Origin of the sequence: Denitratisoma sp. (genome assembly GCA_032027165.1) — a bacterium.
Taxonomy (GTDB): domain Bacteria; phylum Pseudomonadota; class Gammaproteobacteria; order Burkholderiales; family Rhodocyclaceae; genus Desulfobacillus.
In genome coordinates, this window is sequence record JAVSMO010000001.1 from 2,895,487 (window position 1) to 2,907,608 (window position 12,122).

10 protein-coding genes are annotated in these 12,122 nt (G+C 67.4%); 7 read left to right on the plus strand and 3 right to left on the minus strand.

The window, feature by feature from the left end; genetic code table 11:
- The 6 genes from ROZ00_14105 to ROZ00_14130 all read left to right on the plus strand — a co-directional run bounded on the left by ROZ00_14105 (position 1) and on the right by ROZ00_14130 (position 9,259).
- Entirely contained in the window at positions 1-1,248 is a 1,248-nt protein-coding gene (locus ROZ00_14105; protein ID MDT3737357.1) for a response regulator, read from the plus strand.
- A complete protein-coding gene (gene trkA, locus ROZ00_14110) occupies positions 1,245-2,666 on the plus strand; it encodes a Trk system potassium transporter TrkA (protein ID MDT3737358.1) in 1,422 nt (473 codons plus the stop codon). Before ROZ00_14105 ends, trkA begins: the two co-directional genes overlap by 4 nt.
- A 17-nt stretch (positions 2,667-2,683) precedes the next feature.
- On the plus strand, positions 2,684-4,141 hold the full coding sequence (locus ROZ00_14115) for a potassium transporter TrkG (GenBank protein MDT3737359.1): 1,458 nt from the start codon (positions 2,684-2,686) through the stop codon (positions 4,139-4,141).
- A gap of 1 nt (position 4,142) precedes the next feature.
- Positions 4,143-5,600, plus strand: a complete 1,458-nt coding sequence (locus tag ROZ00_14120) for a potassium transporter TrkG (protein ID MDT3737360.1) — start codon at positions 4,143-4,145, stop codon at positions 5,598-5,600.
- A 12-nt stretch (positions 5,601-5,612) separates the two neighbouring features.
- Entirely contained in the window at positions 5,613-6,680 is a 1,068-nt protein-coding gene (hemE, locus tag ROZ00_14125; protein ID MDT3737361.1) for a uroporphyrinogen decarboxylase, read from the plus strand.
- Positions 6,681-7,078: 398 nt separating this feature from the next.
- Positions 7,079-9,259, plus strand: a complete 2,181-nt coding sequence (locus ROZ00_14130) for a primosomal protein N' (protein MDT3737362.1) — start codon at positions 7,079-7,081, stop codon at positions 9,257-9,259.
- On the opposite strand, the gene ROZ00_14135 is transcribed toward ROZ00_14130, so the two are convergent.
- Genes ROZ00_14135 through can form a run of 3 tightly spaced genes read right to left on the minus strand, consistent with a single transcriptional unit; the run spans position 9,260 to position 11,753 of the window.
- Positions 9,260-10,462, minus strand: a complete 1,203-nt coding sequence (locus ROZ00_14135; GenBank protein ID MDT3737363.1) for an MFS transporter — start codon at positions 10,460-10,462, stop codon at positions 9,260-9,262. It abuts the gene before it with no gap.
- Positions 10,459-11,115, minus strand: coding sequence for an MOSC domain-containing protein (locus tag ROZ00_14140; protein MDT3737364.1), 657 nt, complete (start codon positions 11,113-11,115; stop codon positions 10,459-10,461). The genes ROZ00_14135 and ROZ00_14140 overlap by 4 nt, the downstream gene beginning before the upstream one ends.
- Entirely contained in the window at positions 11,112-11,753 is a 642-nt protein-coding gene (gene can, locus ROZ00_14145) for a carbonate dehydratase (protein MDT3737365.1), read from the minus strand. The genes ROZ00_14140 and can overlap by 4 nt, the downstream gene beginning before the upstream one ends.
- 38 nt (positions 11,754-11,791) lie before the next feature.
- On the opposite strand from can, the gene ROZ00_14150 reads away from it, so the two are divergent.
- On the plus strand, positions 11,792-12,121 hold the full coding sequence (locus ROZ00_14150; protein MDT3737366.1) for a DUF1840 domain-containing protein: 330 nt from the start codon (positions 11,792-11,794) through the stop codon (positions 12,119-12,121).
- Position 12,122: the final 1 nt, after the last annotated feature.

Sequence of the window (12,122 nt, forward strand, 5' to 3'; positions counted from 1 at the left end):
ATGGCAAAGATACTGGTAGTTGACGACGAGATCGGCATCCGCGAGCTGCTTTCGGAAATCCTCCGCGACGAGGGCTACGACGTGCAGCTGGCCGAGCATGCCGCCGCCGCCCGGCTGGCGCGCAATGCCGCACGCCCGGACCTGGTGCTGCTCGACATCTGGATGCCGGACACCGACGGCATCACCTTGCTCAAGGAATGGTCGGCTGCCGGCCAGCTCAACATGCCGGTGGTGATGATGTCCGGCCACGGCACCATCGACACGGCGGTGGAGGCCACGCGGATCGGGGCGCAGGATTTTCTCGAGAAGCCGATCGCCCTGCAGAAATTGCTTTCGGCCGTCAAGCGCGCCTTGCAGAAGTCGGCCGCACCGCCTGCCCGCACCGAGTTGACCCTGGCGGCCTTTACCCGCGCCGCGCCGCTGCGCGACCTGAAGAAACGCCTGGAGCAGGTCGCCGCGAGAAGCCGCGCCCTGATGCTGAAGACCGGTCCCGGCAGCCTGGCCGAGCTGTGCGCCCGCAGCCTTCAGGCGCCGGGCAAGGCCTGGCTCGACCTGGCCAGTCACGGCCAGCCGCTGGCGCTCGAGGCCCTGGAGCAGGCCACGGGCGGCATGCTGTTCGCCGCAGAGTTGTCGGCGCTCTCGCGGCTGCAGCAGAAGAACCTGGCGTTCGCGCTCGACCGCCTGGAGAAGTTCGATCTGCGGCTGGTTGCGGCCAGCGCACAAAGCGCAGCCGAGCTGGCTTCGGCCGGCTTCGACGAAGCACTCGCGCGCCGCCTGGCGGAAGTCAGCCTGGGCGCCCCGGGCCTGGCCGAGCTGCGGGACGAGGTGCCGGAGATTGCCGCGCAGATACTTACTCATCTCGTCGAGGCCGGTGAAGTTCCGCTGCGCCGCTTGTCCACGGCTGCGCTGAATGCATTGCGCAATCAAATGTGGACGGGCGGCTACGCCGAACTGCGGAGCGCCATACGCTCCCTTGCATTGGGCGCGCTCGAGGAGGAAATTGCCGCCGAGGAGGTGTCGCGCCTGCTGGCGCCGCATCCCTCCGCAGCGGCACAGGCGCTGCCGCTCGACCTCCCGCTGCGCGAAGCGCGCGAAGCCTTCGAACGCATCTATTTCGAACACCACCTCCAACTCGAGGGCGGTAACATGACGCGGCTGGCGGAAAAGACCGGCCTCGAGCGCACGCACCTCTACCGCAAGCTCAAGGCACTCGGCATCGCGCTCGGCAGAAAAGGGGATGAGCAATGAAAATAATCATTCTTGGCGCCGGCCAGGTCGGCACCTCGGTGGCCGAAAGCCTGGTGTCGGAAGCCAACGACATCACCATCGTCGACACCGACGCCGCGCGGCTCGCCTCGCTGCAGGACCGCCTCGACCTGCGCACCCTGGCGGGCAACGCCTCGAGCCCGTCGGTGCTGCGCCAGGCGGGCGCGGAAGACGCCGACATGCTGATCGCCGTGACGCAGAGCGACCAGACCAACCTGTGCGCCTGCAAGACGGCGCACGCGCTGTTCAACCTGCCGACGCGCATCGCCCGCGTGCGCTCTTCCGACTTCGCCGACTACGCCGAGCTGTTCACGCCGGAGAACTTCGCCGTCGATTTCGCCATTTGCCCCGAGCAGATCGTCACCGACTACATCGTCAAGCTGATCGAGGTGCCCGAGGCGCTGCAGGTGCTGGAGTTCGCCCGCGGCCAGGTCAGCCTGGTGGCGGTGCGCGCCTTCGAGGGCGGCCCGCTCGTCGGCCATCCCATCAAGGAGCTGCGCAAGCACATTCCGCAGGTCGATGCGCGCGTCGCCGCCATTTTCCGCAAGGACACGCCGATCATTCCCGAGGGCGACACCGTCATCAAGGCCGGCGACGAGGTGTTCTGCCTGGCGGCGACGAAGAACATCCGCCAGGTGATGCGCGAGTTGCGCCGCATGGACAAGCCGGTCAAGCGCATCATGATCGCCGGCGGCGGCAACATCGGCTACCGCCTGGCGCGCGCCATCGAGCGCGACTACCAGGTCAAGGTGCTCGACCACAACAAGCGCCATGCCGAGTGGCTGGCGGAGAACATGAGCCACGCGCTGGTGCTGCAGGGCGACGCGACCGACGAGAAGCTGCTCGAGGACGAGAACGTCGACCAGATGGACCTCTTCATCGCGCTTACCAACGACGACGAGAACAACATCATGTCGGCGCTGCTGGCCAAGCGCATGGGTGCCAAGCGCGTCGTCTCCCTGATCAACCGGCGCGCCTACGCCGAGCTGGTGCAGGGCGGCCAGATCGACATCGCCATCTCGCCGGCGCAGACTTCCATCGGCACCCTGCTGGCGCACGTGCGCCGCGGCGACGTCGCGGCGGTGCATTCGCTGCGCCGAGGCGCCGCCGAGGCGCTCGAGCTGGTGGTGCACGGCGACGAGAAATCCTCGCAGGTCGTCGGCCGCCGCATCGAGCAGCTGCCGGTGATCAAGGGCGCCACCATCGGCGCCATCGTGCGTGGCCTGCCGGAGCCGGGCGCGCCGCAGGAAGAGGGCGCCGGGGCGCGGCCGGTCAAGGTGATCATGGCGCACCACGACACGGTGATCGAAGCCGGCGACCACGTCATCGTCTTCGTCGTCTCGAAGAGCCTCGTGCCGAAGGTCGAGAAGCTCTTCCAGGTCGGCTTCGCCTTCCTGTAGCCGGGCGGGGGCGGCCGATGAGCAATGCGCTGGCGGTCCTGCGCGTCTTCGCGCTGGTGCTGCTGGTGTTCGCGCTGACCCTGCTGCTGCCCGCCGCCGTCGCCTGGTTCGGGCGGGATGCGGCATTCGCGGCGTTCGCGGTCGGCCTTGTCATTACGCTCACCGCGGCGGTGATGCTCTGGCTGCTCACGCGGCGGCATCGCGACGAGCTGCGCGTGCGCGACGGCTTCCTGCTGGTGTCCCTGGTGTGGGTCGTGGTGCCGGCCTTCGCGGCGCTGCCCCTGCTGCTGTTCTTCCCGGCGATGAGCTTCACCGACGCCTACTTCGAGGCGGTCTCGGGACTGACCACCACCGGCGCGACCGTGATCGAGGGCCTGGACACCCTGCCGTTTTCCATCAACCTGTGGCGGGCCTTCCTGGTGTTCCTCGGCGGCATGGGCCTGATCGTGCTGGCGGTGGCGATCCTGCCGCTTCTCGGCGTCGGTGGCCGCCAACTGTTCACGGCGGAGTCGCCCGGCCCCATCAAGGAATCCAAGCTGACGCCGCGCATGGCCGAGACGGCGCGGGGATTGTGGCTGGTCTACTTCGTGCTGGCGGTCGCCTGCACCCTCGGCTACGCCTGGGCCGGCATGGACTGGGGCGACGCGGTGATCCACATGTTCACCACCCTCGGCCTGGGCGGCTTCTCCAGCCACGACGCGTCCTATGCCTTCTTCAATTCGCCGGCCGTCGAGGCGGTGGCCATCGTCTTCATGACGCTGGCCGGCATGAACTTCGCCACCCACTTCATGGCGGCGCGACGGCGTTCCTTCTCCTTCTACTGGGCCGATCCGGAGATCCGCTGGTACGTCGGCGTGATGTACGCCAGCGTGCTGGGCATCGCCGTCTATCTGTGGCAGGCGGGCACCTTTCCGGACTTTTCCACGGCGCTGCGCTTCTCGGCCTTCAACGCCGTGTCCATCGCCACCACCACCGGCTACGCCAACACCGACTATGCGCAGTGGCCGTTCTTCGCGCCGCTGTGGATGCTGTTCCTGTGCAGCTTCGTCACCTGCGCCGGCTCCACCGGCGGCGGCCTGAAGATGATGCGCGCCATCATCGTCTTCCGCCAAGTGATGCGGGAAGTGATCCATACCGTGCACCCGAATGCCGTGCACACGGTGAAGCTGGCGGGCGCGCCGCTGCCCAACAGGATCATCTTCGCCGTGCTGGCCTTCGCTTTCGTCTACATGGTGATCGTCGTTTCCCTGACCCTGCTGATGGTCTTCTCCGGCCAGGACGTCGTCACCGGCTTCTCCGCGGTGGTGGCGAGCTTCAACAACACCGGCCCCGGCCTCGGCGAGGTGGGGCCGGCCACCACCTACAAGTCGCTCACCGACTTCCAGACCTGGGTGTGCACCGCCGCCATGCTGCTCGGCCGCCTGGAAATCTTCACGCTGCTGGTGGTGCTCTCGCCGGCGTTCTGGAGAAAGTGACATGGAACGCCTGCTCGCCGTCCTCAACGTCTTCGCGCGCATCGCGCTGATATTCGGACTGGCCCTGCTGCTGCCGATCGGCGTGTCCTGGTGGATCGGCGATGGCGCCCTGGCCGCCTTCGACGAGGCCTTGCTGGGAACCCTGGCAGGCGCCGGCGCTGCGGCGCTGGCGACGCAGCGCTTCCGGCGCGAGCTGCGTGCCAACGACGGCATCCTGCTGGTGGTGATGTGCTGGGTGCTGCTGCCGATCATTGCCAGCGTGCCGCTGATGCTGGGCATCCCGGGGCTGGGCTTTGCCGACGCCTATTTCGAGGCGGTTTCCGGGCTCACCGCGACGGGCGCGACCGCCCTCAGCGGCCTGGACCGGCTGCCGCCCTCGATCAACTTGTGGCGCACCGAGCTGCACTGGATCGGCGGCCTCGGCATCATCGTGCTGGCGGTGGCCGTCCTGCCCCTGCTCGGCGTCGGCGGCCGCCAGCTGATGCGCGCCGAGGTGCCCAGCCCGATCAAGGATGCCGGCATCACGCCGCGCGTGGCGGAGACCGCCAAGGGCTTCTGGAAGATCTATATTGGACTGACGCTGCTGTGCGCGCTGGTCTACGGACTGCTCGGCATGGGCTGGCTGGACGCGCTCACCCACGCCTTCAGCACGGTGGCGCTGGGCGGCTTCTCCAGCCACGACGCCAGCCTCGGCTTTTTCGATTCGCCGGCGCTGGAGGCCGTCACCATCGGCTTCGCGCTGGCGTCGGGGATGAGCTACGTGACCCATTTCGCCGCGCTCTCCGGCCGCAGCCTGCGCCCTTACCTGCGCGACGGCGAACTGCCCTTTTACCTGGGCGTGCTCGGGGGAAGCGTGCTGCTGGTCGCCGTTTACATCTGGCAGGCGGGCTTCTATGCGGAGTTCGCCACCGCGCTGCGCCACGCCGCCTTCAACACGGTGTCGGTGGCGACGACGCTGGGTTATGCCTCGACCGACTACTCGAAATGGCCGTTCTTCGCGCCGCTGTGGATGCTGTTCCTGTGCAGCTTCGTCACTTGCGCCGGCTCCACCGGCGGCGGCCTGAAGATGATGCGCGCCATCGTCCTGTACAAGCAGGTCTTCCGCGAGATCATCCATGCCATGCATCCGCACGCCACCACATTCGTCAAGCTGGGCGGCACCGTCGTGCCGAACAAGATCATCCTGGCCGTGCTCGGCTTCGGTTTCCTCTACATGGCCAGCACCATCTTCTTCACCCTGGCGCTGGCGGCGAGCGGCGCCGACATCGTCAGCGCCTTCTCGGCGGCGGTGGCCTGCTTCAACAACACCGGCCCCGGCCTCGGCCTGGTCGGGCCGGACAGCAATTACGGCGTGTTCAACGACTTTCAGGTCTGGATCTGCAGCTTTGCCATGCTGCTCGGCCGGCTCGAAATATTCACGCTTCTGGTCGTCCTGACCCCGGCTTTCTGGCGCAAGTAGTAAACTTGCAAGATGAACAAGCTCAAAAACGATACCTTCCTGCGCGCCCTGCTGCGCCAGCCGACCGAGCACACCCCGATCTGGCTGATGCGCCAGGCCGGCCGCTACCTGCCCGAATACTGCGAAACGCGCCGCCGCGCCGGCAACTTCATGAACCTCTGCAAGAGCCCGCAGATGGCCTGCGAGGTGACCCTCCAGCCGCTGGCGCGCTATGACCTCGATGCGGCGATCCTGTTCTCCGACATCCTCACCGTGCCCGACGCCATGGGCCTCGGCCTGTATTTCGCCGAAGGCGAGGGGCCGAAGTTCGAGCGGCCCCTGCGCGAGGAATGGGAGATCCGCAACCTGGCCGCGCCCGACCCCGGCGTCGAGCTGCGCTACGTAATGGACGCGGTGGCGGAAATCCGCCGCGCGCTGGACAATTCCGTGCCGCTGATCGGCTTCTCGGGCAGCCCGTTCACCCTCGCCTGCTACATGATCGAGGGGGGCGCCTCGGAGGACTTCCGCACCATCAAGGCCATGCTCTACGACCGGCCCGATCTGCTGCACCATGTGCTGGAAGTGAATACCACGGCAGTGACCGCTTACCTCAATGCCCAGATCGAATCCGGCGCCCAGGCCGTGATGATCTTCGATACCTGGGGCGGCGCCCTCAGCCATCGCGCCTACAAGGAGTTCTCGCTGGCGTACATGCAACGCATCGTAGCCGGGCTGAAGCGGGAGCACGGCGGCGCGCGCATCCCGAGCATCGTATTCACCAAGGGCGGCGGCCAATGGCTGGAGGACATCGCGGCGATCGGCTGCGATGCCGTCGGCCTCGACTGGACCACCGATATCGGCGCGGCGCGCCGCCGCGTCGGCGACAAGGTGGCGCTGCAGGGCAACCTCGATCCGGTGGCGCTGTTTGCCCAGCCGGAAAAAATTGCGCAGGAAGCACGCATCATCCTCGACGCCTTCGGTCCGGGCAGCGGCCATGTCTTCAATCTCGGCCACGGCATTTCCCAGTTCACGCCGCCGGACCATGTCTCGGCGCTCGTGAATGCCGTGCACGAGCACAGCCGCAAGCAGCGCCAGCTCTAGGTTTCCGGGACTTTCCCGCACGCCCCGGGGCGCGCGGGACGCCACAAAAAACAGCCGGAAAACAACGCAAAAAAAGATGTTTCAAAAGGGCGTGAGGGGTTGACTTATGCACAACAGCCTGTTCCAGCCCGGGAAAATGTCCGATTTTCAGCAGGGTCTCATTCAAAATCTCATGCTTTTGATTTTTAATGACTATTTGTAGTCTATTTTATGAGCAAAGCAAAGAAATTCCTTGTCTGAAGCGGAGTTAAGGCGATAACGAAAAGTTTTCCCACAAAGTTATCCACAGATTTTGTGGACAAGAATATTGCGCTTTCATTGCAGTACCTTAGCGGTGATTTCAATACTTCGCGCGAAGATGTGAAACCAAGCCGAGCGCAACAAAAAAATTTCTCGAAATGAATGCGCCGATCGTCCGCGTTGCGCTCGATGTGCCGCTGCCGAGCGGCTTCGATTATTTCGCGCACGATGCGGATGCATCCGATGTCGGCCGACGCGCGAGCGTACCTTTCGGGCGCGGCGAAAAGATCGGCGTGATCCTGGAAGTGCTCGCGGGCAGCGATCTTCCGCCGGAAAAACTCAAGCCGGTGCGCGCCATCCTGCGCGATGCACCGCCGCTCCCGGCGGACTGGCTGGCGCTGGCCGAATTCTGCAGCCGCTACTACCAGCATCCCATCGGTGAAGTCATCGCCCTGGCCTTGCCGCCGGCGCTGCGGCGGCGCGATGCGCTGCCGCGCCTGCCCGACCGCGATATGTTCCGCATCACGGAAGAAGGGCGAAATGCGCTGCCGCAGCTTGCGCAGCGCAGCATCGCCGCGCGCCTGCTGGCGGCACTCGAGTCGAACGGCGTGATGACGCGCCGGGAACTGCGCACGGTGTCCGTCGCCGCCGGCAAGCAAATGCCGCACTTGCTGGAAAAAGGCTGGCTGCGTATCGAGCATGCGGTGCCGGACCGCAGGACGGCTGCCGGTCCCGACCTGCTCGATGAGCAGCGCCGGGCGGTGGACGGCATCGCGCAGGCCTTCGGCCGCTTCACCCCATACCTGCTGCACGGCGTCACCGGCAGCGGCAAGACCGAAGTCTATTTGCGGCTGATCGGGCAAGCGCTCGAAAAAGGCGGACAAGCCCTGCTGCTCGTGCCTGAGATCGCCCTGACGCCGCAGCTCGAGGCTAGGGTGAGCAATCGCTTTCCCGGCGCGCGGCTGGTGAGCCTGCACAGCAGTCTGGCGGGGGGGGCGCGCGCGGCGGGGTTTCTCCAGGCCCTGAACGGCGACGCCGACATCGTGCTCGGCACCCGCCTGTCGGTGTTCACCCCGCTGCCGCGCCTCGCGCTGATCGTGGTGGACGAGGAACACGATCGTTCCTTCAAGCAGCAGGAGGGGATGCGCTATTCGGCGCGCGACGTGGCGGTGTGGCGGGCGAAGCAGCGCGGCGTGCCGATCGTCCTCGGCTCGGCGACGCCGTCGCTGGAAAGCTGGGCTGCCGCGCAGACCGGCCGTTACACCCTGCTCGAACTGACCGCACGGGCGGTTGCGGAAGCCATGCCCGAGGTGCGCTGCGTCGACATTCGGCGCGAAAAGCTGCAGGACGGCATGAGCGAGCACTTGCTGCGGGCGATTGCCGCGAGGCTGGAGCGCGGCGAGCAGAGCCTCATCTTCCTCAACCGCCGCGGCTACGCGCCGGTGCTGGCCTGTCCATCCTGCGGCTGGGTGAGTCGCTGCCCCGGTTGCGCCGCGAACATGGTGGTGCATCTGGCCGACAAGCGGCTGCGCTGCCACCACTGCGGGCGCGAGGAGCGCATCCCCGTCGCCTGCCCGACCTGCGGCAACCAGGACATGCATCCCTTCGGCCGCGGCACGCAGCGGCTGGAGGAGGCGCTGGCGGCGCGCTTCCCGCAGGCGCGCATCCTGCGCGTCGACCGCGACAGCGCCAAGAGTCAGTCGCGCTGGCACGCCGTGCTCGAGGCCATCCACAAGGGCGAGGCCGACATCCTCGTCGGCACGCAGATGCTGGCCAAGGGCCATGACTTCCCGAATCTGACCCTGGTCGGCGTGCTGAACGCCGACGCGGCGCTGTTCGCCGCCGACTTCCGCGCGCCCGAGCGCCTGTTCGCCCAGCTCATGCAGGTGGGCGGCCGCAGCGGCCGCGCCGCCCTGCCCGGCCAGGTGCTGGTGCAGACCCAGTATCCCGAGCACCCCCTCTACCGCGCCCTGGCGGCGCACGATTTCGCCGCCTTCGCCGACGCCCAGCTCGCCGAGCGCGAGCGCGCCGGTTTTCCGCCCTTCACCCACCAGGCCATGCTGCGCGCCGAAGCGCCGGAGCTGAAGCAGGCGCTCGCTTTCCTGAAGATGGCGTCGGAACTGGGAGGAGAATTGTCGGAAGGCCAGGTGTCGCTCTACGACGCGGTGCCGATGCGGCTGCACCGTCTGGCCCACCTCGAGCGCGCCCAGCTGCTGGTCGAATCGCGCAGCCGGCCGGCGCTGCAGGCCTTCCTCGCGCAATGGCTGGCGGCCATCCGTGCGCTGAAGACATCGCGCGCCTTGCGCTGGCACATCGACGTCGACCCGCTGGAGTTTTGATTACTTGCGGCGGCCTTCCAGTAAGAACCAGGCGTAGGCCGCCACCTGCAGGGCCAGCATGATGGCAAAGGTGCTGCGGTAGGCGGTCGCCTCCGTGAAGCCGGCCAGGATCAATCCGTCGATCATCACGCCCAGCCCCCATTGCAGGACGAAGGCGCCGATGAACAGCATCAGGTTGAGCGTCGTCGTCACGCGGCCGGAGAGCGACGGCGCAAAATGGGCCGAGAGCAGCGCATACGACAGCGAGCCGCCGGAGACGCCGAGGCCATACACGAACCACAGCAGCGCCGCCGGCTCCAGGCCGGCCACCATCGCCGCCTGCACGGCGAGCGCCAGGCCATAGCCGCCGACGAGCAGCGCCGGCGGGCGGATGCCGGCGCGCGCCAGCCGCGTCGCGAAGGTGGCGATGCCGAGGTGGGAGACCAGCATGGCGAGGTTCAGCGCGAAGAGGACTTCCGCCGCCTGGTGGCGCGTCAGGCCATTGACGTTCATCAGCCAGGGCACCGCCCACAGTCCCTGCACCGCCATGAAGCCGCCGGTGACGAGGGTCATCGGCGGCGCATAGCGCCAGAAGGTGCGGTGGGCGAGGATGCCGGCGACGTCCTTCAGCTGGGTGGACAGGCTTTCGCGCGCGACGCCGACGTCGCGCTGCGGCACGCTGAAGAAGAGCCAGGCCGCGACCAGCGCCAGCAGGAAAGTCAGTCCCACGAACACGCCGCGCCAGCCGATCAGCGGCAGGGCGAACTCCAGCGGCAGGCTGGCGGTGATCGCGCCGAGTCCGCCGGAAGCCATGATGGCGCCGGTCAGCGAGGCCTGCCGCTCCGGCGGGAAGTTCTGCGCGAAGCCCTTGAAGGCGGCCATCAGGCAGGACGAGACGCCCAGCCCGATCAGGCCGCGCGCCACGGTGAGCTGGGTGGCCGAGGTGCCGAAGGCGAACAGCAGGGTGCCGGCTGCGGCGACCAGCAGCAGGCCGGCCTCCACCTTGCGCGGGCCGTGACGGTCGAGCAGCAGGCCGAGCGGGATCTGGAACGCCGCGAAGGTCAGCAGGTAGGCGCTGGTGAGCAGGCCCAGGTCGGCGGCCGACAGCGACAGTTCGCGCGCCAGCTCCGGCGCGATGACGGCGTTCACCGTGCGCAGCAGGTAGGAGAGGTAGTAGCCGGCGGCGAAGGGCAGGAATACCTTGATCCAGAGATTGCCGCTCATCGGTTCTGCTTCAGCCAGGTGACGCGCTCGTCGAGTTTCTGCACCCAGTTGGGCGACAAGCCCGGGATCTCGCGCAGCATGGCCAGCTCCGCCGGATCGGGTCGGTGCGCGCGGAAGGCGAACCACAGGTGGCGCAGGGAAACCGGCTCGGCGTTGCGCTCGATCAGCTCGAAGTCATCCCCTGCCGCGATCGGCCCGCCTTCCAGGACGCGGTAGTACCAGCCGGCCACGCAGTGCTCGGCGACGAAGCGCATCAGCGCCTCCTCGCCGAACTTGTGGTTGAGCTTCCAGCAGGGCTGGCGCGGCTGGCTCACCTGCACCGTGGCGGCGCCGATGCGGAAGACGTCGCCGACGCACACCGTGTCCTCGTCCCAGCCGGCGGTCGACACGTTCTCGCCGAAGCTGCCGGGCACGAACAGCGCCGCCTTGTCGGGGAAGGCCGCGGCGAGCCGCGCGTAGTTCTCCGCGGCGTAGTGGTGCAGCGCCTTCCACGGCCCGCCGTGCACGCGGCGGTCGGCCTGTTCGTCGCCTTCCAGTCCTTCCGGGCCGAGCAGGAGGGGGCCGCTGACTGCCGTCTTGAAAATTCCGCTCGGATGCCCTTCCGGCGGCAGCGGGCGGATGCCGCCGACGTAGACCGCGTCGAGGCGCGTCATGCGAGCTGCTTGAGCGCGGCCTGGTGCCGCTCCGCCAGCGCGTCGAGGCGCTCGACCGTCATGCCGAGGTCGCGCAGGCGGCCGTCGGAGAGGCCGTAGATCCAGCCGTGCACGGCGAGTTGCTGGCCGCGCTCCCAGGCGTCGCGCACGATGGTGGTCTGCGCCACGTTGGCGACCTGCTCGATGACGTTGAGCTCGCACAGGCGGTCGGCCGCCGCCTCGTCGGCGAGCCTGGACAGCAGGCCGGCGTGCCGGTCGCGCACGTCCTGGATGTGGCGCAGCCAGTTGTCGATGAGGCCGAGGCGATCGCCGAACAGCGCCGCGCGCACGCCGCCGCAGCCGTAGTGGCCGCAGACGATGATGTGTTTCACCTTCAGCACGTCGACGGCGAACTGCATCACCGAGAGGCAGTTGAGGTCGGTGTGCACCACGACGTTGGCGACGTTGCGGTGCACGAATACCTCGCCCGGCGCCAGCCCGGTGATCTGGTTGGCCGGCACGCGGCTGTCGGAGCAGCCGATCCACAGGTACTCCGGCGACTGCAGGTGGGACAGCTTGTCGAAGAAGGCCGGGTCCTCGGCCGAAATGCGCTCGGCCCAGGCGCGGTTGTTCTCGAAAAGGTGCTTGAGGGTATTCATGAGCGGAATTCTATCAGCGGGCCGTATAATCCTCACCCATGCTGATCGTCTTCAAATCGAAAGCCGCCGGCGACGTCATGATGTTCGGCGACGTCGCCCATACCCTCATGGAGATCATGGGCAAGGACCCTGCCGACAAGGGCATCGTCACCGTCGAGCAGCTGCCCGCGGCCATCGCCCGCCTGAAGGCCGCCGTGGCGCAGGACAAGGCCGAAAAGCCCGTCGTCGACCACGACGAGCGCCTTTTCGAGAAGACGCCGGAGGGCGGCAAGCGCGAGTACGTCAGCCTGGCCCGCCGCGCCGTGCCGCTCATCGAATTGCTGGAATTCTCCCTGAAGGAAGGCGAACCGGTAGTGTGGGGCGTATAGC